The organism is Rhizobium sp. CECT 9324 (assembly GCF_918741265.1).
Taxonomy (GTDB): Bacteria; Pseudomonadota; Alphaproteobacteria; order Rhizobiales; family Rhizobiaceae; genus Allorhizobium.
The window spans coordinates 2,580,032-2,604,633 of sequence record NZ_CAKKMZ010000001.1; the positions used below are offsets into that span (position 1 = coordinate 2,580,032).

Consider the following 24,602-nt stretch of genomic DNA (forward strand, 5'->3'; position numbering starts at 1 on the left):
CATGGTCGTTCACACCCTCACATCTGACGGCTCAACAACGGCTTTGGTAGGATTTACCGCAATTTACTTGAGGCCGCCTCAGGCGGAAGACATACTCCCATCGAAGCTCACAGGGCTGCACAGCCCAAATCGCCATCTGCCCCGCCGACCGATGGCATCTACCCGGTCAAGACAAATCCCGGAATTGGAAGGTCGAAATTCCATTGCCCATCCTACCCGTACCTTTGCAATACAGCAAAGCTTTGCTTCGTCTTGAAACCACTCCTTTTGTGAGCCATCAACAGTGTGACAGAACGAATCTAGCAACTCCTGTAACGGATGCGCCATTGCAATTCGAAGGACTATCGGATGGGCGCTAAACTCGGTCACAATTTGCCAGCCGGGGCCACAAACATCATAGGTCGCGAAGAGTTCATCAAGCTCGTCTACCATGATGTGACGCGAGGGGGTGTGGTATCCATTCTCGGTGCAGGAGGTATTGGAAAGACCACCGTGGCCTTGGCGGTTGCAGAGCGCGCAATGGGTCTATTCGCCGATGGCGTCTGGCTGGTCGACTTCGCCTCTCTGCACGACCCCGAACTCGTTTGCGGTTCGATCGCCAATGCAGTGGGCTTGAACGTACATTCCGCCGACGTACAAACCGCTCTATCTCGCTTTCTGAAGGATCGCGAAATGCTGCTGGTACTGGACAACTGCGAACACTTGGCCGAGGCAATATCATCTTCCATTCACCAAATCGTCGCGGACGCGCCTCGGGTGCGCCTCCTAGCAACCAGCCGAACCGCCTTGCGCGTCGACGGCGAGCATGCCCACCGCCTTCCGGGACTTGACGTACCGCCGGATGATAGAGAACTGACGGCCGAGACCGCACTGAAGTTTTCTGCCGTCCAACTTTTCGTGGATCGCGCGCGCGCGCGTCAGGAAAATTTCGTCCTCAATGATACGGATGCGCCTGCGGTGGTCGATATCTGCAGGAAGCTGGACGGAATAGCACTCGCCATCGAACTGGCCGCCATGAGGATCGACGTTTTCGGAGTGCGCAGCCTCCGCAAACAGCTAGACGACCGCTTCCGCATTCTCGGTGGACGCCGGGCCGGCCTAGAGCGGCACCGGACCATGGCCGCGGCACTGGATTGGAGCTATGGGCTTTTATCGGAGCAGGAAGCAGAGCTGTTGCAAACCGTATCGGTTTTCGCCGGTGCCTTTGAAGTCGATGATGCGTCGGCAGCTTTCGACATCCCCCGTGCGGATGCCGCAGGCATGCTGAGCGAACTCGGGTCGCAATCGCTTCTCTACGTGGACGCGGAGGGGCAACATGTTATGTACCGCCCGCTCGAATCCACCCGGGCCTATTGCCTAGCCAAACTGGCCGCAAGTGGAAGGGAGCCGGAAATTCGCCTTCGCCACGCCCAACATGTTTGGCGAATGCTGGAGCGAGCGGCGGCCGGAAACCACGATGCCCAGTCGCAGCAACGAGGATGGCTACTTGGCAGGCTCCTTGCCGATGTGCGCGCGGCCCTCGCTTGGCTGGCCACCGCCCCTGCCCATCGAATCCTTTTGATCAACTTGACCGCAGCCGCTGCGACGCTTTGGAACGAGCTCTCCCTCACCGACGAGAGCCGAATTCACCTCATTCGCGCGATCGCAGAGCTTGAGAATGCTGGCATGTCAGCAACCGCAGTGGAAATGAACCTGCAGCTCAAACTCGCCGGTGCCCTGTTATTCACACGGGGCAATGTCCCGTCTGTCCGCACAGCGGTCTTTCGCGCGCTGCACATAGCGAACTCGCTCGGCGACAAGACAGCCCAGCTGCAGTGTCTGCGCGTCATGGGCACTCACCAGCTCTTTAGCGGACAACCCAAGGCGGGAATGAGTACGCTTGAATACTTCCTCTCAATCGCATCGACGGGAGATCCAGCCACCTACCCTGAGGGCGAGACCCACCTCGGCGTCGGCGAAATCTGCACCGGAAAGTTACCGATGGCTCGCCGTCGGATGAAGCGCCTCTACGCCCATCTAAACCGGGATATTACCGACAAGAAATATGCGCAGTACCAGTATAGCAACAATGTGGCATTGATGATCGTGCTTTCCCACGCACAGTGGCTAACGGATGAGCCCGATGCTGCGATCGAGACGATGAATCAGGCGATCAACTTCGCGTTGCATGCGGGTCACGAGCTCTCGTACAGCATTGCACTCGCCTGGGCATGCATGCTCTTTCAATGGGATGGACGGTGGCAAGATTGCGAGCGGCACGCGCTGAAGCTTCATGAATTGTGCGAACACCACGGAATCGTCATGTGGCAACCCGTCGCCACATTCTGCCGCGGTGCGGTGGCGAGCACGCAGCCGGAGATCAGGGCTGAGGGCATCATTTTAATGCAACAGGCCATCGAGGACTTTCGAGCAATCGGGCACCTGGTTCGGCTTCCATACCATATTTCTGTATTGGCCGAGGCACTTTCCCGCCAGGGGCGGGTCGAAGAAGCGGCGCAGAAGGCCCATGAAGCGCTCGAACTGGCATATGTGCAAGAGGAACGATGGTGCCTGCCGGAAATCCTCCGTCTCCAAGCATCAATCGCTCTTGTTCAAGATCTACCCGACACGACGGAAGACCTACTCCTTAAATCGATTGGCGCTGCGGACGAGATACACTCTGTCACGTGGCGGCTGAGGGCCTGCAACGATCTGGCGCGACTATGGCATAGGCAGTCGCGTGAGTCAGAGGCCGCGCACCTGCTGGAGACCACATTAAGAGCCATCTCAGGATCGACGAGCCCGGACGTTGCCACAGCACGCGCCATTCTTTCAGCGTTGCGATAGCGCGCGCTGAACTGGCTGCCTTGACGATGCAGGGGCCTCCCGTCAGAGACCAAGATCCGAGAGGCTCGGATGGTGGTCGGGCCTGCGGCCGAGCGGCCATCTGAATATCCGTTCTTCCTCCCTGATCGGTTGCTCATTGATGCTGGCGAAACGCCTTTGCATCAGACCATCTGTCGCAAATTCCCAATTTTCATTGCCGTAAGCGCGGAACCAGTTGCCGCTATCGTCGCGGTATTCGTAGGCATATCGCACGGCAATGCGATTGTCGGTGAAGGCCCAAAGCTCCTTGATGAGTCTGTAGTCCAGCTCTTTCGCCCATTTCCGTTCGAGAAATGCCTGCGCCTGTGCGCGTCCCCGCGGAAATTCAGCACGATTGCGCCACTCCGTCTGCTCGGTATAGGCCAAGGCTACCCGGGCAGGGTCACGGCTGTTCCACCCATCTTCGGCGAGGCGTACCTTTTCCCTGGCGGATTCTTCGGTGAAAGGCGGAAGTGGAGGACGTGACATGGCTCGTTTCTTTCAACAAGAGGTAAGTGCTAAACCGGGCGGAGGCGCGCAGTCGCGCGTCCCCGCCAGTTATCGCCGATTTGGTTGCCTTAGGCTGTCGGGTCAGACGGCTTCTCTAGCCGCTTGCTGGGCACGCTGATAGCTCTCGGCGACAGCCGCGTAATTCGGGGCGACCATACCGTAAAGCTGAGCCAAAGCTGCTGCCTCGGGCCGCGCCCAGGTGCGGTGAAGTTCAGACAGAAGCGCGTTTGTCGATGTCGGCTTGACGCCCCCCTGCACGAAACGGGCAAGTGTGACGCGGGATGCCATCTCGCTGGGATCACCAGAGGCATCGATCACTGCGTATACGTCATATCCTGCTACACGGGCATCAAGCGCCGGAAACATGACGCAAACACTCGTCCATACGCCAGCCATCACCAGCGTCTTGCGGCCGGTGGCCTTCACGACCGCAACGAAGTCATCATTGTCCCAGGCGTTCACTTCACCTTTCCGGGGCACATAGACCGCGTGCGGTGCATCGTCGTGGATCTCGGGCATCAGTGGTCCATTGCTACCGTTGGGCTCGGAAGCGGTCGTGATGACGGGAATGCCGAGAAGCGTCGCCAGTCTCGCAATCATTGCAACGTTTCTTCGCAAATCGGCGACAGGGATATCCTTGACCGTCTGGAACAGTCCTGACTGATGATCAAGCAGAAGGATCACAGTGTCGGAGGGATCGATCAGAGCGGCGCCTCCGCCGGAGGCCAGGATGCTCGTCTTGCTGCGGGTTTCAATACTCACTGTCTTTCTCCATGATCCAGGTTCAACAGCGACAATCAGATGATTGCGCCGGATCAATGGATAACCGGATGGGGCAGAGGGGGTAAGTTAAACGCCGCCAATATTCGTTAAAGTCCGAAAACCGACATGAAGAAGCATGAACCAATATTCCCAATGTGAATACAAACAGTCGAAGTTTCGAGCATAGAAATGAAGACTGACCAACTCTGTGAATTCGACACGGTGAAATCTCGGAACAAGCGCTCGATTAGGAGCCATTCCTTTTTACAGCGATTGACGCTGTTTTACTCGTCAATCAACCAGGCAACCGACATACTTCAGCCATCTGATGAACACTGATCCCCAAAGTGGTGGCCATCGGTTCCCCTGCCCCCGGCTCCTCCCCCGGTGGCTGCCTGAGCGCGCCGAGATCATGCGGACAATCCCCGCCCCGCCCCCTGTCCCGTTAGGTCCGGCGCGCTCTTCTTTCTCTCCGGACGAGGGCCACGGTAACCACTCGTTCCGGTTTAGATGGCGCATCACGATGTTTCGCAGGCATCCAAAAGCCGTTCCAACGGCCGCATTTGACCTTACGTCCCCAGCTATCGTGTGATGAGAAAGTTTTCTCGCGTATAGAGCGGCCGAAACCCCCATCTGAGGAGGTTGTCATAGGACGTCCGATTTTTCCCGGGTGCGGGCTCGACAGTTTCGACAGCAAAAACATCGACGCCAAGCCCAGCTCCTACGTTCAGGCGGTCGCAGATGAGGGCACCTTGTACACCGCGGCTTCGATACTCCGGCAATGTCGTGCCTCCACCCAGCCAGGCATAGCCGTCTGCGACGTACATCGTTGCAGTCCCGACCGGGATGTCATTCCAATAGGCCACGTGACAACTCCATCCCTGTTTGCCGACGGGAGACGACCAGAACGGCGCGAGCTTCGGTGGGAAGCCAAAGCCAAGACACATCAATTCGCCGAAAAGCTTGGCTTCCGAGATTCCGGCCAGACGAACCTCTACGGGACTGCTCCACTGTATTGGGGAGGCTGGCGCCTCACGCGAGAGTTTCGTCCAACTGCCGTCGAGTTGCCGAAGCTCTCGGTCTGAAATCCATTGAAGGACCTCGCGAGTGGCCCCGCTTCGGTTAATCTGCACATGCCTTGCACCCGCCCGACCGGTAAACCACTTCAAAGCTCGATCGAGATCGTTCACGTCGGTTAAGCCGAGCACACGATTCAACCCGATTGCTGGCGCGAACGGCAGAGAAACCACACATCCGTCCCCGATTGAGGCGAAGGCGAGCTGGTCGTGGTCAACCATGGTTCGAGGGGCCGAATGAAATAAGTCGAGAAATGCCCGAACTTCAATGGCTTCTTCGCGCGCAAGCGTGTGATGGGGCATTTGAGCCTTTTCTTATTGTGGAGGGTGAAAGGAGTGGGTCTGCCGGTCAGTCCCGGCCTATCTCGCCGCCTGGCTTTGGTGCCGAGCGGCACGACATGGCGCCTACCAGCAAAGGCGCCGGTGCGATTTCACCGTCACGCTGCCGGCACCGCCATCTTCCGGTGGTGCTCCAGTGACGGGTCTTTCAGATCGAATACTTTATCGGACATCCCTGACCTGTACGATACGTACCGTTGGTGGACACCTTCGTATTCTGCTGTCTCCGCCAGCTTGACGGCAGCATAGGTCTTTGTGAACCCCGACAGTTTCAGCGTTGCAGCACCGCGCCCAGGCTGCAGCACCAGAAGTGATTTATCTACCAACACAGCAATCGAGGCTGCGACATCTGTATCCTCGATACCACCACCGCGTGCGACCGCAAGAGCAGCGTCCAGTGAAAACGCATCCTGGAAGATCGACAGACGACGAAGCACACTTTGGTCCTCATCGCACAGGCCAGCATAGCTCCAGTCGAGCATCGACTGGACAGTTTGATGACGTTGGGGCGCACCGCGGCTACCGCGCCAGACCAATGCAAGCTGGTTGTCGAGCAACTCGCAGATACGGTCGAGCCCATAGGAACCGGCGCGGCTCGCAACCAGCTCGATCGCCAGTGGGTTGCCTTCCAGCCTCCGGCATATGGCAGCAACGATACCGACTTGCTCGTCATCCATCGGACAGGAATATCCTCCCTCGATGGCGCGATCAATGAACAGACGTACCGCTGGCCATTGCAAGGCATGCTCACCGCTGATCTCGGAGGTCGGCGACGGGACTGCCAGCGGCTTGAGAAGATGCACCGTTTCGCCCGGCAAACGAAACGCTTCTCGGCTCGTCGCGAGAATGTGCGCAGTCGAGGCATGGTGAAGGATGCGCTCGACCACCTCGGCCGCAGCGTCGATCAAGTGTTCACAGTTATCCAACGTGAGCAATGTCCGGCTCCCCGAAAGGCAGGTGGCCAACAGCTCCATTGTGCAGTTCGCGCCCGTAATTCCGGCGGCAGCGCCGATGGCGTCCACAATCGAACCCCCGTCCAGAACCGTGCTGAGATCGACAAAGTAAATTCGATCGAAACTCGTTGACATATGGATTGTCATGATTGCGAGCGTGGTCTTGCCGACGCCGCCTGGCCCGACGACCGTGACGAGCCGCTTTTCTTCGATCGCCTTGGTGAGTTCAATCAGGCATTCGTCGCGTCCTACAGGATGCAAAGGTCGGCTCGGCAAGCTCCCGGCGCCGTCTGCACCGGACGGGAAGACCTCAGATACTTCGAACTCCGTCCCACGGTCGACGTAGTCCTCCCAGTCAACCGGCGCAACGAAGCAATAGCCCCGTCCAGCGATACTCACGATGTAGCGCTCGCCGTTTTCACCGCAATGAATTTCCCTGCGCAGATGCGCCATTTGCACCCGGACATTGGATTCTTCGACTGTCAGACCGGGCCAAGCCAGAGACATCAGGTCGCGTCGTGACAGGACCTGGCCTGGGCATTGGACGAGGGCTACCAGAATATCAAAAGCGCGACTGCCAATCCCAACTGGAAGACCATCTCGCAATAGAATCCTGGCGGACGGCTGAAGGCGGTAAGGCCCAAAGACATAGATACTGCCCGTGCTTTGCTCTGACATGTCAGCACTCCAAAGGAAGCGCTTCGCAAAGAAGCGGCCACTCACTCGTTGTTGTAACGTCAGATTTATTTTAATCCCCGCCACCTGGCTCGTTAAATCCAGTAAATGCCTCGCTTTTACTTGGCTTTCCCAAAAATGGGGGAAGTGGGGACTTCGAGAATTTCCCTGAGATTATCGTGGATTAACTCGCCGTGTGGCGAGATTTGCGGAACCATCACACGCACTGAACAGGCGTCGAGCCTTCAGTCCCGCAAAACCCCGGAGATACAACAATGCGCCAAGTCTTGATGTCCTTACTGCTCACCACCGTGCTCGCTTCGGCCGCTGTGCCGATCCCGGTTCAGGCCGCTCAATCCGCAAATGGCACCTCAAGCACTCTCGAATCGGTCGGCACCGTCCACTATCGCTCAATGGCGATCGACGGGGTTAACGTGTTCTATCGGGAGGCTGGCCCAGCCGACGGCCCGGTGGTCCTTCTCCTACACGGATTTCCCACCTCGTCGCATATGTTCCGCAATCTCATTCCGCTGCTGGCGGACAAGTATCGGGTCATCGCCCCAGATTATCCCGGCTATGGCCAGAGTGACGCCCCCGACCATACGGAGTTCGCCTACACTTTTGCCAACCAGGCCGACATAGTAGACAAACTGGTTACGAAGCTGCAAGCCGACCGATATACGATGTACGTCATGGATTACGGCGCGCCGATCGGCTATCGCTTGGCACTGAAGCATCCTGAACGTGTGAGCGGGCTGATCGTTCAGAACGGCAATGCCTATGACGAGGGTCTCCAGTCGCCGTTCTGGGATCCCATCAAGCTATACTGGAACGACCGTTCGCAGAAAAACCGCGATGAACTGAACGGTCTGGTCACGCTGGAGACGACAAAGTTCCAGTATACCGACGGCATGGGCGACGTCGAGCGCATCAGTCCGGACAACTGGGTTCATGATCAGGCGCTACTCGACCGCCCCGGCAACAGGGACGTACAGCTCGACATGCTGGGCGATTACGGCTCCAACGTGCCGCTATACCCGCAGTTCCAGTCCTTTTTCCGCGAACGCCAGCCGCCGACACTGATCGTCTGGGGCAAGAATGACAAGATCTTCCCGGAGGACGGAGCTCATCCCTATCTGCGCGATTTGCCCAAGGCGGAAATTCACATTCTCGACTCAGGCCACTTCGCGCTGGAGGACCGGCTCTCGGTCATGGCGCCGCTCATTCACGATTTCCTCGACCGCAATCACGCAACGCGCTGAGGGCAAGCGACGGGACGAATTTTAGTCCTCCATGCAAGAGCACCGGTCGCGCGATCGGTGCTCTTGGGACGCTCTGCAATCTGTGACTGATCGATCCGGTAAAGGTCTTTACCGTTTTTTACTGGAGCATTTCTGGGCTACCATGTGACCCTCGGCTGGCATTCAATAGACTTGAGGGAATCACATTGACCGGAGTTTTGGCGGAGAGCCTTCAGCGCTCTTACTCCTTCGGACCGTTTGTCCTTATTCCCGAGAGACAACTGCTCGTGGAAGGGGAAAAGCCTGTTCGCATAGGCGGGCGGGCGCTCGACGTGCTCACTGCGCTGGTCGAGCGCCCCGGACAGGTCGTCGACAAGCGAGAACTTCTGTTGCGCGTCTGGCCCGGCGTCGCGGTCGATGAGGCAAACCTCAAGGTCAACATGGGAGTAATCCGCCGAGCACTCGGTGAAGGCGCGGGCCATCCGCAGTACATCGCAACCGTCGTGGGACGAGGCTATCGGTTCGTCGCGCCGGTTTCTCTGAGTGGCGCACCGAGCCCAATCCAAATCGAAGACAAGACTGTCGATCGCAGGCATAACCTGCCCATCGGCACCACACGTATCGTCGGGCGCGAAGAGACGATCGCTTCGATCCTGCGGGAACTCGACGGTGCGCGGCTCGTGTCGATTGTCGGCACCGGCGGGATCGGCAAAACAACGGTCGTACTTGCCGTCGCAGAGCGATCCATCGATCGTTTCGTGGATGGCGTCTGGTTTGTGGACCTCGCCGCGCTGAAGGATCCAAACCTCGTTCCCAACGCGATTGCCACGGCCGTTGGATTGACGGCCCACACGACCAATTTGACAGCAGCTCTTGGCGCCGCGCTCCAGGAGCGCTCGATGTTGCTCGTTCTGGACAATTGCGAGCATGTGATCGACGCTGTTGCAGTATGCGCCCAGAAACTCCTGGCGAGCGCGGGAAACGTCAAAATCCTAACGACGTCACGGGAACCTCTCTCGATTAAGGGCGAACGTGTTCGACGGCTATCCGGGCTGGCATTGCCACCAGTCTCGACCGCTTCAAAGATGAATGCGGAAGATGCACTCGGCTTCTCCGCAGTGCAGCTGTTCGTCGATCGGGCATCAGACAGGAGCGCGACATTCTCTATGCAGGATGCCGATGCCGCGATCATCGCTGGCATCTGCCGGCGTCTCGACGGCCTCGCTTTGGCCATTGAACTGGCCGCGACCCGCATCGATACCTTTCGTCCGGCAGAACTACTCGACCGGCTCGACGACCGCTTCCGCCTCCTACTCGGCCGGCGTGCAGGACCGGAACGCCACCGCACCCTCGCAGCCACGATCGACTGGAGCTATGAGCTGCTGGCCAACGGCGAGCAAACACTCATGCGCCGGTTGTCGGTATTCTCCGGCACGTTCACTCTCGCCGAGGCCTGCCGGGTGGCATCTGACGAAACGATCGACGAGTTGCAAGTCATCGACGATCTCAGCGGACTCGTGGCGAAGTCCCTCCTCGCCGTTGACCTCCTCGACACAGATGTCACCTACCGAATGTTGGAGACGACCCGAGCCTATGCATCGGAAAAATTGGCCGCGACGGCCGAGTTCGAGCATGTTCGCCGGCGGCATGCGCATCACGCGCTCGATCTTGCCATCCAGGCGAAAGCTGAACTCGCGGCAATACCGATGGCCACTTGGCTGGAGCGCTATCGTTCAAAGATCGACGACATCAGAAACAGCTTGAACTTTGCCTTCTCTGGTCGCGGCGACGAGGCGCTCGGGGTAAAACTGACCGTTGCGGCCATTCCCCTTTGGGAAAGGCTGTCGCTTCTCGAAGAGTGTCGAACTGCCGTTGAGCGGGCGCTGGACGACCGCTATGCCGAGCATAGAAATGAGCGCGACAAACTGGAACTCCTGCTGTCCAAGGGTGCGACCCGCCTCTTCACGCGCGGACCCGTCCCGGAGGTGAAAGAAGCTTTCACGATGGCTCTGGACGTCGCAAGCAAGCTCGGCGACACCGACCTTTGCATCGAATGCCTGCGTGGACTTTCCCAATACGAGCTATGGGCCGGTGACTCGCGCGCGTCTCTGAGCTATGCCGAGCAGGTCAGGAACATCGCCGCCGGTATCGGCGAGGAACATCTCGCGCGAAAGGTCGATGGCCAGACCGGCAGTGCACTTCACTATCTCGGCGACCTTACGGCTGCGCGCAAGCAACTTGAGGGCTTTATCGCTTCAGTCACGGCAGTGTCCTCGAGCCTCGAACTTTCGCGCTTCGATTTCGACCATCAGTCGGAAGCACGCGGCTCCCTGGCAATGGTTCTTTGGCTGCAAGGCTACTCCGATCAGGCACTGACGATGGCCCGGCACCAGCTGAAGGAGGCAGAGAGCCACCACTATCCCGTTCCTCATTGCGCCGCGATCCTCATCACATCGGTGTGCATCGCCATCTATGTCGGAAACTTCGCCGAAGCAGAGGAGATGTTGGATTTCGCAGATCAGTTTGCAGCCGAACATGGACTGATGCTGTGGAGCGCCATCTCCATCTGCATGCGCGCCAAACTCCATATCGATATGAACCGGCCCGTCAATCTCGAGGTTTACAGGCTCGCCCTCGATGAACTGCGCCAAAGCGGCCTCGGCATGCGCTACCCGCCGTTCCTCGGAAACTACGGCCATGTCCTGTCGCTTCGTGGCGATGTCGACGGAGCGCTGGCCTGCATCAATGAGGCGATCACGCTCTACTCGGGAAGCGGGCAGGATTGGGGTCTGCCGGAAATGCTGATGATGAAGGGGAACTTCATTCGTACCGGTGGTCGCGCCAACTGCTTCGATCAAGCGGCAGCCTGCTATCGGGAGGCGATCGACCTCGCCCGCCAACATGGTGCGCTGACCTGGGAACTCCGTTCGGCGATGCAGTACGTCACTTTGTGGCGTGAGGCGGGCGGCAATCAAAAAGCAGAGGAAATGCTATCTTCAGTCTATATGAAATTTGAGGAGGGCTTCTGGACCGCGGACTTGCAGCGCGCACGCACACTTCTTGATCAAGCGTGACGCATGTCCGGGCAGCGAAGATCGCCTAAACGGGGATGTCAATGAGCGTTTTTGAATCCGAGAGCGCAGCGACGTATAGATTCGGACCCTTCGTGTTCGTACCCGAACGCCAGTCGTTGATGCGAGGTAATGAAGCAGTTCGCATCGGCGGCCGGGCACTTGACATCTTGACGCTGCTCGTTGAACGGGCCGGCGAGGCGGTCGGCAAAGCAGAACTCATGCAGCATGTCTGGCCCAATCTTATCGTCGACGAGGGCAATCTCAAGGTAAACATGGCTGCGCTCAGGCGGGCATTGGCCACGGTTGGCCATGGCGTCTTCATCGAAACGGTTCCAGGCAAAGGTTACAAGTTTGTCGAGGAGGTCAAAGTCGGCCATGGCGTCGCCACAGCCCTGCCCCCCACTCGCGTTTCCCATTTGCCCACTGTTCCACGGGTTTTTGGCCGTTCCAGGGAGATTGAAGCTTTGCTGGCGGCGCTTGCGCGCGGGCGGCTCATCTCGATTGTCGGCACAGGCGGGATTGGCAAGACGACGGTGGCGCTGGCCGTTGCAGAGCGGTCCATCAACGATTTCCGGGATGGAGTCGTGCTGGTCGATTTCGCGCGTCTACGAGGGCCTGACCTCGTTGCCAATGCAATTGCCATGGCGATGGCAATCGAAGTGCACTCGGCTGACGTACTCACCTCCATCTGCCGACACATCCACAAACAAGAAATTCTGATCGTGCTGGATAACTGCGAACACCTGACGGATACCATCGCAGCCTGCGCAGCTCGGATTCTGGAAGTGGCGCCCGCCGCCAGGCTTCTGACGACCAGTCGGGAACCCCTCAACATGCTTGGGGAAGACATCCATCACCTCTCGGGACTCGCGACCCCGACGTCATCGAACATTTTGACTGCAGCGCAGGCGATGAAGTTCCCGGCAATCCAGCTTTTTGCCGACCGCGCTGCGGAACGCGTGGAAGATTTCAAGCTGAGTGATGCAGATGCATCCATCGTTGCGGATATTTGCCGAGGCCTCGACGGTATCGCACTTGCGATCGAACTTGCCGCAATGCGCATCGATGTTTTTGGGGTTCGCGGACTTCACAGTCAGATCGAAGACCGCTTGCACCTTCTGGCCGGCAGACGGGGCGGACTGGAGCGACACCGAACTCTGAGCGCGACCCTCGACTGGAGCTACAGCCTGCTTCCACCATCCGACGCGCAAATGCTGCGTGCCGTGTCGGTGTTTGCTGGTCTGTTCAATGTCTCCGGAGGCTGCGCCGTGTCCGGGATGCCGACAAGCGTTACGACACAGGCACTGTCAAGGCTTGCGGCGAAATCCCTTCTCGTGATTGAACACAACGCGAACGGGATCGTCTATCGCCTCTTGCAGACGACACGCGCCTACTGCCTGGAGCGCCTAAGGAGTGACGGCGAAGAATGGCTCAGCCGGCAGCGCCATGCAGAATACGTGCTCTCAATCCTTGACGACGCCTCCAGGGATTGGGCTATCAGCGCCGACCAGGAATGGGGCGCAGCCCATTGGAACGTTGTCGATGAATTGCGCAACGCGCTTCATTGGGCTGCCCAAACGGAGGGGGCGGCAATTTTGCAGATCAAGCTGGTGACGGCCGGTCTACTCTTGTGGAATCACTTCTCGCTGACCGAAGAATGCCGCTCCCAGGTTGAGCTGGCGATTGGCAAGCTAGACATGGCGCACCTCTCAGGTAGCGCGTACGAAATGCAACTGAAGATTTGGTTGGGCAGCACGACCATGTTCACCCGGGGACTTTTGCCGGAAACCATCCATGCGCTCCAGCAGGCCCTGGCGATTGCCAAGGATCTCGATGACACGGAGAGCATACTGCGCTGTCTGAGAAATCTCGGAACTCACCACCTTTTCACCGCAGATTACATTGACGGCCTAGCCTTTCTGGAGAAGTTTGCAGCGGTTGCCACAGAGCGCGATAAAACTGCAATACCCGATAATGAATCGCACATTGCAATCGGCGAGCTCTTCCTCGGCCGGCTGTTGGACACTCGGAATCGTCTCGAAAGGTTGAGGGTAATCGAAATTCACCACTCGAATCCTTCGCCGCAGCTGCGATATCATTCGAATAGATCCGTCGATGTTTGCTGCGTCCTCTCACAGGTTCAATGGCTGACGGGATCTCCCGAAATCGCTTCAGACTTGGCAAACGGCGCAATCGAGAGGGCAAGGGCGAGCAATCATCATCTTTCTCTTACGAGTGCTCTTTCGTATGCATGTCCCGTCTTCTTTTGGATCGGGGATATCGAGAGTTGCACACTGTGCCTTGAGTTGCTGCAAAGCATCGTCGATCGCCACGGCTTCGACGTACGAAAGCCAGTGCCCATGTTCTATCGCGCAGCAGTGACTTGCCTGCGAGATAACTCAAGTGAAACGGGGCTTTACGAACTCGAACGCGCCATCGGCCACTTCCGGGCGAAGGGGCATCTTGCTCGGATGCCCTACTATCTGGGAGTCCAGGCCGAGTTCCTGGCAAAATCCGGCCAGACAAACCGCGCGGAAGAGAAAATCGGGACCGCGCTGAAGCATGCACACATTCAAGGCGAGATGTGGTGTTTTGCAGAACTGTTGCGTATCAAGGCCTCTATCCGGATGAGCATGGGGCGGACCGCTGAGGCCGAGGCTTTGCTGGCAAGGTCGATCGTTGTCGCACGCGATGCTGGAGCTCTGTCGTGGCAACTGCGCTCCGCTACCGATCTTGCCCGACTTCAGGCGTCTGAGGCGAGGCATCACGAGGCCTTTGATACGCTGGCGCCCGTGGTCAGGGCCTTTACAGAGGGCGCCTGGACACGCGATCATCTTGCGGCAAACCGGCTGCTGGAGAGACTCGTGGATTGCCAGGATGGCGACCGCACGATCAGAACCATGGATCGAACCAGGCTCGCCGAGTGACACGGTCAATCACCGACCATGTTTATCAGAGGAGATCGCGTCATGAGCTTTCCGCCAATCCATCGGGTCGTTACCGCGCATGATGCCGACGGCAAATCTGTAGTCGCCCTGAATGGACCGCTCCCCACCGTGGTCGATATCGCCGCGCTTCCCGGATTGATCTTTCATGAAGTTTGGGAAACGCAAGGCACTCCAGCACCCGTGGACAATGGGCCAGACCCAACGCTGCAACCGATGACACACCGCGCACCGGCAAACGGGACACGCATCCGATTCGTCGATATGCCACCCGATGAAAACCTGACCGGCGGGGAGTCACAGATCAAGGAGCTCTTCGTCGAACTTAACGGTGTAGATGCGATGATGCTGAGGGACGATTCGCCGCACCCGATGATGCATCGCCACGAAGCAGTCGACTATGGCATCGTGCTTGAAGGCGAAGTGGTCCTGGTCCTCGAAAGAGAAGAGATCGCGCTGCGGCCTGGCAGCGTCGTCATTCAGCGAGGGACCAATCACGCCTGGTCCAATCGGTCGGGAAAGCCATGTCGGATGGTCTTTATCCAGATCGATGGCAGATACGGCCCCACGGTGGAGGCCGCTCTTTCACGGCAATGAGCGGCGGTGTCCTGACCGAGCATGCCGACCCTAGGAGAAGCGGCGGCAAATGAAATGATCGCGCCTGGAGCACACCAAAAAAGGCGTGCCATAACATGACTAGATCAGCTCTGGAAGAACACCAACAGATCCTCGTTGATCACATCCGGATGTGTCGTGCACATACCGTGGCTCAGCCCTTCATAGGATTTCAGCCTGCCGTTTCGCAACAAGGCGACAGTCGACGCCGCCGCCAGCGCAAAGGGCACGATCTGGTCGTCTTCCCCATGCAGAACAAGCACCGGCTGATCTATTGCCTTCAGGTCCTGGGTGAAATCGGTCTCGGAGAGAGCCTTGACACAGTCATACTGCGCCTTTGCCCCACCCGTCATCGCCTGCCGCCACCAGTTTCGGATGACACCGTCGCTGGGTTCGACGCCCGGCCTGTTGTACCCGAAGAACGGGCCGGATGGGATTTCGAGAAAGAACTGGGCACGATTGGCAGAAATCGCATGACGGAACCCGTCGAATGCTTCGATGGGGATTCCAGCCGGATTCTGCTCGGTATTCAACATCAGCGGGGTGATTGCTGCAATCAAGACTGCCTTCGCGACCCTACCCTTGTCGGCCCGTGACACATAGCGAGCAACTTCCCCCCCGCCGGTCGAGTGCCCGACATGGATGGCATCCCTCAAATCGAGATGGCGTACCAGTTCGGCGACGTCGGATGCATAGGTGTCCATGTCATTCCCGGATGTGGTCTGGGTCGAGCGACCATGGCCGCGCCGATCAGGCGCGATCACGCGATAACCCTTCTTGGCGAAGAACAGCATCTGACTGTCCCAATCGTCGGAACTGAGGGGCCAGCCGTGGTGAAAGACGACCGGCTTGCCGTCACGCGGCCCCCAGTCCTTGAAGTAGAGCTCCGTCCCGTCGGTGAGTGTAAAAAACGTCATGTCGACAGTCTCCGTGTTGAACTGGGTCTGCGGGTGTGCAGCCAGTGCTCGGTGAAAAAGTAGAAATCCTATCGTCTCTCCGGCTCCATCTGGTGGAAGCCGTCGCTGAGTTGCGACCGAAAGGGTGTCGTGGCGATCGACGCCGTTCCCATCCGATGAAAGCTGGCGCCAGTCTCGTGGCATGCCAAGCGTGGCGGAAGACAGGACGACAGGCGAGTTAAAGACCGGGAATTTCCGTGAAATCAAAATCTCGTCTGCGCGAATCCTGTGACGAATGCACATCGCCGCTTTCGCCGCGGCGACCGCAGCCTTCGAGCTCCCTCCCCCGGCTTCACGGCATTTTTCAACGCTTTACTCAGACGCATCGTGAAATGGCCCTAGCCTTCTGACCCAAAGGGCCACCAGACGTCGCAGCACCCCGCTCGGCCGCTGCCCGGAGGACTGAAACGATGAAAATCTATCTGCTTTCGCTGGCAGCCGGCCTCCTGGTCGGCGTGATCTACGGCCTGCTCAACGTCCGGTCTCCAGCCCCACCGATCATCGCCCTGCTAGGCTTGCTCGGCATTCTTGCCGGCGAACAGGCGGTACCGGCGGCAAGGCGTCTGATCTCCGGCGCGCCGATCGACATTTCATGGTTTCGGTCGCATTGCGTACCCCATGTCTTTGGCGAACTGCCGGGCGCAAAGCCGCAGTCTGCGGACCTGCCGACCGAGACGGGGATGGGATGATGCGAACTTCAAAATCATCATTACGCGGTCCGATGACAGCCGACGTGGTACTTCACAACGGACGTTTTACGACGCTTGACCGGGGAAACCCTCATGCCAGTGCTGTCGCGATCAAGGACCAGAAGTTCCTTTTGGTCGGCACCGAAGCCGAGGTGATGCCTTTGGTTTGTGCCGATACGAAGGTCGTCGATCTGAAAGGGCGGCGGGTTTTGCCCGGCCTTTGCGACAATCACACCCATGTCGTCCGTGGCGGCTTGAACTTCAACATGGAACTGCGCTGGGATGGTGTTGCCTCTCTCGGCGATGCCATGAACATGTTGCGACATCAGGTGGCCGTGACGCCCCCTCCACAATGGGTTCGCGTGATCGGAGGGTTCAGCGAGAACCAGTTTTTGGAGAAGCGTCTCCCGACACTCGACGAGATCAACGCGCTAGCACCCGATACGCCGGTCTTCATTCTACATCTCTATGACCGCGCGCTTTTAAACGGCGCCGCCCTTCGTGCAGTTGGCTACACCAGGGATACCCCCAATCCACCCGGGGGCGAAATCCAGCGCGATGCCGCCGGCAATCCGACAGGACTTTTGCTTGCCCGCCCAAATGCCGGCGTGCTGTATGCTACACTCGCCAAGGGACCGAAACTGCCCTTCGACTACCAGTTGAATTCGACACGGCACTTTCTGCGCGAACTTAATCGTCTCGGCGTCACTTCGGTGATCGATGCGGGTGGCGGGTTTCAAAACTATCCGGACGATTATGCCGTTATCCAAAAATTGGACGACGATGGCCATATGACCGTGCGCCTGGCTTACAACCTGTTCACCCAGAAACCCAAGGAGGAGACAGAGGACTTCCTCGCCTGGACCTCCTCGGTCAAATACAAGCAAGGGAACGACTATTTCCGGCATAATGGCGCAGGCGAAATGCTGGTGTTCTCGGCTGCCGATTTCGAGGATTTTCGCGAACCGAAACCCAATCTGCCCGAGACGATGGAGTCCGATCTTGAGGAGGTCGTTCGGATACTGGCGGAGAACCGCTGGCCCTGGCGCATGCACGCTACCTACGACGAGACGATCACACGGGCTCTCGATGTTTTCGAAAAGGTCAACCAGGATATTCCGCTTGAGGGCCTCAACTGGTTTTTCGATCATGCCGAGACCATTTCGGAACGGTCAATCGATCGGGTCGCGGCCCTCGGCGGCGGGATCGCCGTCCAGCATAGGATGGCCTACCAGGGCGAATATTTTGTGGAGCGCTACGGCCACGGCGCGGCAGAAGCGACACCGCCGGTCGCTCGCATGCTGGACAAGGGTGTGAAGGTCTCTGCCGGCACCGACGCCACGCGCGTCGCTTCCTATAATCCTTGGGTGGCACTTGCCTGGCTGATTACAGGCAGGACCGTGGGTGGCACCAAGCTTTATCCACGTTCCAACTGCCTGGACCGCGAGACCGCCCTTCGAATGCTCACCGAGAATGTCGCCTGGTTTTCCAACGAAGTCGGTTGCAAAGGGCGCGTCCAGGTGGGCCATTTTGCTGACCTCGTTGTTCCGGATCGGGACTTCTTTAGCTGTGCGGAGCAGGAGATCTCGTTTTTAACCTCAGAACTGACGATGGTCGGCGGCAGGATAGTTTTCAGCGCCGGCGACTTCCGCGAGCTTGATGAGAACACCCTCCCCCCTGCAATGCCCGACTGGTCTCCTGTCCGCACGTTCGGCGGCTATGGGGCGCCCGACTGGGCCGGCAACGGAGGTGAGTACAATCTGCGGCGTCAGGTCATCAACGCCTGCAATTGCGCATCAAGCTGCAATGTCCATGGCCACGACCATGCCGCCGCCTGGTCCTCGTCATTGCCGACACGCGATCTCAAGGGCTTCTTCGGAACGCTCGGGTGTCAGTGCTGGGCAGTGTGACTTTCTCGAATACGTCCTGCGACGGTGCGAAGCCGTCCTGCGTCCAGAATTGCATGAAAACGAAAAGATAGAGCACCAGGGCGTCGCCGTTTTTACGGCAATGCTGCACTGTGGAGACGCACATGACCACGATTACGACGACAAGAAGCCGCAGGGCGCCGTCGCAATATCTCCGTTCTCTATGGAGCACGACCGGTCACCTCATGCTTTGTGCTGCCTATCTACAGGGCGCCATGACCAAATTGCTGAATTTTGAGGATGCAATCCAAGAGATGCGTCATTTCGGTCTTCGCCCCGAAGCACCTCTCGCCGTGGCGCTGATCCTTTTCGAAATTACCGCCTCTGCCATGGTCATAAGCGGTTGCTTCCGTTGGATCGGCGCCGGTGCCCTGTGCATGTTCACCGTGCTCGCCAGCTTTATCGCGCTGCGTTTCTGGGAATTGCCCGCCGGCATGCAGCAGACGATGGCAATGAACGCGTTTTTCGAGCATGTCGGCCTTGCTGGGGCTTTCCTGCTTTTGGCCGGGCACGATCTGGCGAAGCGGTGGCAGACCGGAGCACGGTGGACGAGATGAGCAAAGAAACCGGTTCTCCGCTCGCGCCGTTTCGTCAACGAACCTTCCTCATACTCTGGATCGCGACGGTAATTGGCAATACCGGCACCTTCATTCGCGATGTCGCCAGTTCCTGGCAGGTCACGGACTTGAGCAGCGCGCCATCCGACGTCGCGTTGATCCAGGCTGCGTCCACCCTACCAATATTTCTTCTCGCCATTCCAGCAGGTGTCCTCGCAGACATCCTGGATCGTCGCCGCTTCCTGCTGGTGACCCAGCTCATTCTGTGTGCAGCCAGCCTTGGCCTCTTGCTGGTCTCGGCCACAGGAATGCAATCCATGACATCTTTGGTGGCACTCACCCTCGTAGGTGGTGTCGGTGCCGCGCTGATGGCACCAACCTGGCAGGCAATCGTGCCAGAGCTTGTCGAACGATCACAGTTGGCGAGCGCGATAGCCCTGAATTCAATCGGCATCAATGTTGCCCGGGCAATCGGCCCGGCCTTAGGTGGGATCCTGCTGGTATCTTTCGGAGCCGCCGTCACTTATGGACTAGATGCGCTCAGCTACGTCTTCGTGGTGGCCGCATTGATCTTGTGGAAACGGGATAGCCGCGCCCGGGATCCGCTGGCAGAGCACTTTTTCGGCGCATTCCGTGCCGGCCTCCGCTATGCGCGAGCCAGTCGCGAGTTGCACATCATCTTGCTCCGCGCGGCTGTGTTCTTCTTATTCTCCAGTGCCATTTGGGCACTTCTGCCACTGGTCGCTCGCTCCCTGCTCTCCGGGACCGCAGGCTTCTACGGTGTTCTATTGGGTGCGGTCGGAGTGGGCGCTATTGTCGGCGCGTTTCTTCTCCCCACCTTGCGAACACTGTTCAGCGTCGACGGCTTGATGTTGCTCGCCGCGCTTTTGTCAGCATTCTCGATGGCCCTGTTTGCGATGGTCCCACCGCGTTCGGTGGCCATCATTATTCTGCTGGTGATGGGCGGAGCCTGGATCATCGCGCTAACGACGCTGAACGGCGCGGCCCAGGCCGTCCTGCCCAATTGGGTGCGCGGCCGTTCTTTGGCGATCTACCTGACAGTGTTCAATGGTGCCATAACGTCAGGAAGTCTTATATGGGGTGCGGTCGCTCAACATATCGGTTTGGAAATGGCATTGCTGCTTGCCGCCGGCGGTGTCGCGATAGCGGGGATCATTTTTCACTTCCTGAAGCTTCCGAAGGGCGAGGCAGATCTTCTGCCGTCGGATCACTGGCCAGTTCCCCTTCTGGCCAAGCCTGTCAAAACGGATCGTGGTCCGCTGCTGGTCACAGTCGAATACAGAATAGATCGCGCCGAGACCAAGCCGTTTCTGGCCGCAATCGGACGCCTTTCCGCCGAACGTCGGCGTGACGGCGCCTATGCCTGGGGTGTTACCGAGGACACTTCCGCTCCGGAAATCATGGTGGAATGGTTCATGGTTGAATCCTGGGCCGAACACCTGCGGCAGCATCGCCGCACGTCTCGCGCCGCCGCCGAGCTTCAATTGGAGGTGGTGTCTTTCCACGTATCCGAGGACCCGCCCCGCGTCCGGCACTTGCTGGCGATAGACGAACGAACCTCTACTCTTTGAACAGCATCAATGGGCCAACCGCAGACAGAAAGGGCGACAATGCAAGAAGCAAACGAGGATATTGTCTTTCCCGCATCAGTCCGAGCCGCACAAAAGCGCAAGGGCTCGTTCGACATGTATGAGCACCACCACTTCAGACAGGACATAGACACCTACCTGACGAACTTCCTGGCCACCGTTCGCAGCTTCTATCTGGCGACAGTGAGCGAAGACGGCCAGCCCTACATTCAACACAGGGGCGGCCCTCCTGGCTTCCTCCGCGTCGTCGACAAGACCAGGCTTGCCTTCGTCGATTTCGTCGGCAACCGACAATTTATCACCACGGGCAATCTCACCGCAAACCCACGCGCTTTCATTTTCCTTATGGACTATGCAAACCGACGTCGCATCAAAATCTGGGGCAACGCGAAGGTCGAGAAAGACGATCACACGATGGTCGAACCCCTCAGCTCCGAAGGATATCGTGGACGAGCCGAGCAAATCATCATCTTCGATGTGAAAGCCTGGGACATCAATTGTCCGCAGCATATTCCGCAGATGTTCTTTGCCGAAGATGTCGCCCACGCGTTGGCGGAACGTGACGAGACGATCGCGAAGCTCCGTAGCGAGCTTGAAGCTCTACGGGGGAAATAGCGTCTCCCTTTGAATTCACTCGGCAAGAGACGGTTCATTGGTGCGAGCCGGTGCCGCCGGCAGCTCGCAACAAGCTCAAGCTGCAAAACTGAAGCGTCTATAAGTTGCTGCTCCTGCAACCTCGGCTCCACCCAGAGCCGACGTGCGGACCAACCCCATGTTCGCGACGCCGAGCGCCGAACACATCACAACCTCGCGCACCCGACGCCTTCCCTAGCGCTCCCCGATGTGGCAAAGTTCCCTCCGCCGAGTCCTGAGATCAGCCATAATCATCGCCGGACGCAGATTCGATCCAGTTCACCGGAACCGGATCGAAGGCGTATGTTGATTTCGCGAGCTTTGGGAACAGGTATTGACTTGCTGCACTTGAATACCAAATTTATTTACCAAATTGATCTATTTTTATCCTGCATTTCAGAAGATTTGATAGCTCACAATCAGTTGAACAACGCTAGAAAAAATACAGTTCATACTGCTGTTGCCCGCTGGGCGCAGCCGCCGCATCTGGGGCAGCGCATACAGGTTGTTTGCTCCCGCCACAATTAGACAGCTGTCGAACACAATATTGCTTGATACATATGGGACTGCCACGTAATCACAGTTTACCGACGCCCAACTTGCCTGTCTTCGGCAGAGAGGACGTTGTTGCGAACTTTGCCGCCGACTTGAGGTCCTCTCCCCTCGTTTCGATCGTCGGCGCCGGGGGCGTTGGCAAGACTACGGTTGCCATAGAGGTGGCCAACTCCCTGCTGGACGAGTTCGAAGACGGCGCCTGGTTCGTTGATTTCGCAACCTTGCGGGACTCCGAGATGGTGCCAGTCGCAATTGCGGAAACAATTGGGCTTAAAACGGGGGCGGCACCGGTTCTGGACAGCGTGTGCGAAAGTCTGCGCGACCGCAAAATGCTGCTCCTTTTCGATAACTGTGAGCATGTTATCGAAGCCGCCGCGATCAGCGTATTCCGTATCCTGTCGGCGGCAAGTGGCGTGCGCATTCTCGCCACCAGTCGGGAGCCACTTGGCGTAAACGGCGAACGTGTCCGCGCGCTCGCCGGCCTGAGCTTTCCGGAGAGATCCATCGGGCTGAGGGCCAAGGATGCTCTGATGTTTCCTGCAATCCAGCTTTTCGTCGAGCGTGCGACAACACGAAAGGAAACATTCGTCTTGCGCGATCAAGATGCACCGGCGGCCGCGGAGATCTGCAGGCAACTGGATGGGCTTGCCCTCGCGATCGAGCTTGCCGGGACGCGTGTCGACACATTTACGGTCGACGGCATCCTTGAACAGCTCGATGACCGTTTCAGGGCTTTGGTGGGACCGAAAACGGGTCCGGAACGGCACCGTTCGCTGGTCGCCACTCTGGACTGGAGCTTCGAACTTCTGTCCGCTGCCGAAGCCGGCCTGCTGAACGCAGTTGCGGTCTTTGCTGGTGCCTTCAGTGTGGAGGATGCCGCCGCCATCGCTGGAACTTCGCCGGAAGAAACCGTTGATCTGTTAGCGCAGATCGCAGTCAAATCGCTCGTTTCAATCAATTTCACCAGCGATCGCACGTGGTATCGCCTTCTGGAAACCACACGATCTTATTGCGTCATGCGGTTGCGTGCCGCCGGACAGCTCAACGCGATGCAACGTCGCCATGCGGAACGCGTCTACGCGGTTTTGCGGGCGGCTGGCGAAGAATGGAGCAGAGTGCCCGCCCGAGAATGGGGCGAGCGCTATCGGCCGGTTTTGAAAGATCTGCGAATTGCTCTCGCCTGGGCAGAGGTCAGCGATCAAAAATTGCTCATCGACATCACAACTGCTGCAACGATCTTGTGGAATCACTTCTCGCTGACCGAAGAATGCAGAGATGCGATTCTTCGCGCCATTGCGCAACTTGAGCACCTCGGTCTTACGGGCACTGCAACAGAGATGAAGTTGCAGACCTTTCTGTCGGGCGCTGCGATTTTCACACGCGGTCCGGGACCCGAGATGCTGATGGCATCAGAGAGGGCACTCAGCATCGCAGTCGCGCTTGATGATACTGAGTTCCAGCTGCGCAGTCTGTGGACCATCGGGAGCTACAAGATCTTCGCTGGCGAATATGACGATGCGATCGATCGCATGAAGGCATTTCTAGCAATTGCGGAAGCGAGAGACAGCACCGCTGTCCCAGGCGGAGAGGCGATGCTGGCCACTGCGGAATTCTACGTGGGCGATCTGGACAACGCACTTCGGCGTGTCGAAGCGCATTTCAACCCCGATGAGAACGTACTGGAAAGACCTCGGCTAGCCCGTTTTCAATTCGTTTCGAACTCCACGTTCGGCGTTATTCTTTCAATCACACAATGGAACAAGGGATGGCCCGGTCGCGCCGCACGCACGATAGAACGAGTTGTGCAGGATTCGCTTCGGACTGGTCACAAAATGGAAATCGCCAGTTCGCTGGTGATGTCGGGATGCTTGATTGCCCTGCTTCGAAACCATCGAGATGATGCTCGCCGGTATTTGGAAATCCTCGATCAGGTCTTGGACGAGAGTGGGCTGGAAGTATGGCGCCCAGTTGCCCTGCATTATCGCGGCGCTTTAATGTGCAGTGAAGAAGCTACATTGAGCGAAGGTCTCGAGATTTTGAAGGCATCCCTGAGAGGCCTAGATGCAAAAAGCCAAAAGCTTCGCCGCGCCTATTTTCTAGGGAATCTTGCGTCTGCGTTTGCCAAAGCCGGGCATCTCGCAGAGGCGATGTCGACGATCGAGACCGCACTGACCGTATCAGACCGGAACAATGAACGTTGGTGCCTTCCCGAATTGATACGCATTCAAGGATCGATCTTGCTTGCGCAGGGACGCCCGGCTGAGGCTGAAACGCTTTTCATTAATTCAATGACTATTGCCAATGATCTGGGCATGCTTTCATGGCAGCTGCGTGCGGCTACCGATCTTGCCGAACTCTGCCAAGCGGCGTCACGCAGCCATGAGGCACGTGCTGTTTTGTCGCCCATCTATTCACGCTTTACGGCCGACGACGATACCGGAGATCTTCAACGCGCGCGCGGGTTGCTGCAGTCAGCACGATAATCTCAAACAACGAGTCGTTCTCTCCGAACGCGAAGACCCGTCCGCCCTGAACCCCAAAAAATTCCAGTGACACATGGCTTCGGCGCCCCGGCCACGTGGCGCCACTGTTTCTCCTTGTCTTTTTGCACCGCGCCTCTGCGCCACATCCGGGATTCAC

Annotated in this window: 16 protein-coding genes; 11 read left to right on the forward strand and 5 right to left on the reverse strand. The window is 58.1% G+C overall.

Translation table 11 applies throughout. From position 1 onward, the window contains the following. Positions 1-348: 348 nt before the first annotated feature. Positions 349-2,826 (forward strand): ATPase, encoded by a 2,478-nt coding sequence (locus LQ231_RS12720; RefSeq protein WP_230171582.1) that lies wholly within the window; start codon positions 349-351, stop codon positions 2,824-2,826. A gap of 42 nt (positions 2,827-2,868) precedes the next feature. Here LQ231_RS12720 and LQ231_RS12725 read toward each other — a convergent pair whose 3' ends face one another. The 4 genes from LQ231_RS12725 to LQ231_RS12740 form a co-directional block, all read right to left on the reverse strand. Continuing rightward, positions 2,869-3,333, reverse strand: a complete 465-nt coding sequence (locus tag LQ231_RS12725; RefSeq protein ID WP_230171583.1) for a nuclear transport factor 2 family protein — start codon at positions 3,331-3,333, stop codon at positions 2,869-2,871. A 102-nt stretch (positions 3,334-3,435) separates the two neighbouring features. Then, entirely contained in the window at positions 3,436-4,116 is a 681-nt protein-coding gene (locus LQ231_RS12730; RefSeq protein WP_230171584.1) for an isochorismatase family protein, read from the reverse strand. A 581-nt stretch (positions 4,117-4,697) separates the two neighbouring features. Continuing rightward, positions 4,698-5,495, reverse strand: coding sequence for an N-acetyltransferase (locus LQ231_RS12735; protein WP_230171585.1), 798 nt, complete (start codon positions 5,493-5,495; stop codon positions 4,698-4,700). Between the two features lie 134 nt (positions 5,496-5,629). Next, positions 5,630-7,162, reverse strand: coding sequence for a winged helix-turn-helix domain-containing protein (locus tag LQ231_RS12740; RefSeq protein ID WP_230171586.1), 1,533 nt, complete (start codon positions 7,160-7,162; stop codon positions 5,630-5,632). Between the two features lie 272 nt (positions 7,163-7,434). Between LQ231_RS12740 and LQ231_RS12745 the strand changes: the two genes are divergently transcribed. The 4 genes from LQ231_RS12745 to LQ231_RS12760 all read left to right on the forward strand — a co-directional run bounded on the left by LQ231_RS12745 (position 7,435) and on the right by LQ231_RS12760 (position 15,016). Beyond that, complete coding sequence (locus LQ231_RS12745; RefSeq protein ID WP_230171587.1) at positions 7,435-8,421, forward strand: alpha/beta hydrolase; 987 nt, start codon at positions 7,435-7,437, stop codon at positions 8,419-8,421. Between the two features lie 185 nt (positions 8,422-8,606). Next, complete coding sequence (locus LQ231_RS12750; RefSeq protein WP_230171588.1) at positions 8,607-11,474, forward strand: winged helix-turn-helix domain-containing protein; 2,868 nt, start codon at positions 8,607-8,609, stop codon at positions 11,472-11,474. A 41-nt stretch (positions 11,475-11,515) separates the two neighbouring features. Further along, on the forward strand, positions 11,516-14,401 hold the full coding sequence (locus LQ231_RS12755; protein WP_230171589.1) for a winged helix-turn-helix domain-containing protein: 2,886 nt from the start codon (positions 11,516-11,518) through the stop codon (positions 14,399-14,401). Between the two features lie 42 nt (positions 14,402-14,443). After that, positions 14,444-15,016, forward strand: a complete 573-nt coding sequence (locus LQ231_RS12760) for a cupin domain-containing protein (RefSeq protein WP_230171590.1) — start codon at positions 14,444-14,446, stop codon at positions 15,014-15,016. A 104-nt stretch (positions 15,017-15,120) separates the two neighbouring features. Here LQ231_RS12760 and LQ231_RS12765 read toward each other — a convergent pair whose 3' ends face one another. After that, positions 15,121-15,951 carry an alpha/beta hydrolase gene (locus tag LQ231_RS12765; RefSeq protein ID WP_230171591.1) on the reverse strand — a complete coding sequence of 277 codons (831 nt, stop codon included), beginning with the start codon at positions 15,949-15,951 and terminating at the stop codon, positions 15,121-15,123. A 449-nt stretch (positions 15,952-16,400) separates the two neighbouring features. On the opposite strand from LQ231_RS12765, the gene LQ231_RS12770 reads away from it, so the two are divergent. The 6 genes from LQ231_RS12770 to LQ231_RS12795 all read left to right on the forward strand — a co-directional run bounded on the left by LQ231_RS12770 (position 16,401) and on the right by LQ231_RS12795 (position 24,445). Continuing rightward, positions 16,401-16,679, forward strand: coding sequence for a XapX domain-containing protein (locus LQ231_RS12770; RefSeq protein WP_230171592.1), 279 nt, complete (start codon positions 16,401-16,403; stop codon positions 16,677-16,679). 32 nt (positions 16,680-16,711) lie between these two features. After that, entirely contained in the window at positions 16,712-18,589 is a 1,878-nt protein-coding gene (locus LQ231_RS12775) for an amidohydrolase (protein WP_356635975.1), read from the forward strand. A gap of 122 nt (positions 18,590-18,711) precedes the next feature. After that, positions 18,712-19,164, forward strand: coding sequence for a DoxX family protein (locus tag LQ231_RS12780; RefSeq protein ID WP_230171594.1), 453 nt, complete (start codon positions 18,712-18,714; stop codon positions 19,162-19,164). Then, on the forward strand, positions 19,161-20,756 hold the full coding sequence (locus tag LQ231_RS12785) for an MFS transporter (RefSeq protein WP_230171595.1): 1,596 nt from the start codon (positions 19,161-19,163) through the stop codon (positions 20,754-20,756). Before LQ231_RS12780 ends, LQ231_RS12785 begins: the two co-directional genes overlap by 4 nt. Before the next feature lie 39 nt (positions 20,757-20,795). After that, positions 20,796-21,389, forward strand: coding sequence for a pyridoxamine 5'-phosphate oxidase family protein (locus tag LQ231_RS12790; RefSeq protein ID WP_230171596.1), 594 nt, complete (start codon positions 20,796-20,798; stop codon positions 21,387-21,389). Positions 21,390-22,006: 617 nt separating this feature from the next. Beyond that, positions 22,007-24,445, forward strand: coding sequence for an NB-ARC domain-containing protein (locus tag LQ231_RS12795; protein WP_230171597.1), 2,439 nt, complete (start codon positions 22,007-22,009; stop codon positions 24,443-24,445). The last annotated feature ends 157 nt before the right edge of the window (positions 24,446-24,602 follow it).

Coding starts and splice junctions, on each gene's coding strand:
- LQ231_RS12720 (WP_230171582.1), top strand. CDS start 349: ATGGGCGCTAAACTCGGTCACAATTTGCCAGCCGGGGCCACAAACATC.
- LQ231_RS12725 (WP_230171583.1), bottom strand. CDS start 3,333: ATGTCACGTCCTCCACTTCCGCCTTTCACCGAAGAATCCGCCAGGGAA.
- LQ231_RS12735 (WP_230171585.1), bottom strand. CDS start 5,495: ATGCCCCATCACACGCTTGCGCGCGAAGAAGCCATTGAAGTTCGGGCA.
- LQ231_RS12740 (WP_230171586.1), bottom strand. CDS start 7,162: ATGTCAGAGCAAAGCACGGGCAGTATCTATGTCTTTGGGCCTTACCGC.
- LQ231_RS12745 (WP_230171587.1), top strand. CDS start 7,435: ATGCGCCAAGTCTTGATGTCCTTACTGCTCACCACCGTGCTCGCTTCG.
- LQ231_RS12755 (WP_230171589.1), top strand. CDS start 11,516: ATGAGCGTTTTTGAATCCGAGAGCGCAGCGACGTATAGATTCGGACCC.
- LQ231_RS12760 (WP_230171590.1), top strand. CDS start 14,444: ATGAGCTTTCCGCCAATCCATCGGGTCGTTACCGCGCATGATGCCGAC.
- LQ231_RS12765 (WP_230171591.1), bottom strand. CDS start 15,951: ATGACGTTTTTTACACTCACCGACGGGACGGAGCTCTACTTCAAGGAC.
- LQ231_RS12770 (WP_230171592.1), top strand. CDS start 16,401: ATGAAAATCTATCTGCTTTCGCTGGCAGCCGGCCTCCTGGTCGGCGTG.
- LQ231_RS12775 (WP_356635975.1), top strand. CDS start 16,712: ATGACAGCCGACGTGGTACTTCACAACGGACGTTTTACGACGCTTGAC.
- LQ231_RS12780 (WP_230171594.1), top strand. CDS start 18,712: ATGACCACGATTACGACGACAAGAAGCCGCAGGGCGCCGTCGCAATAT.
- LQ231_RS12785 (WP_230171595.1), top strand. CDS start 19,161: ATGAGCAAAGAAACCGGTTCTCCGCTCGCGCCGTTTCGTCAACGAACC.
- LQ231_RS12790 (WP_230171596.1), top strand. CDS start 20,796: ATGCAAGAAGCAAACGAGGATATTGTCTTTCCCGCATCAGTCCGAGCC.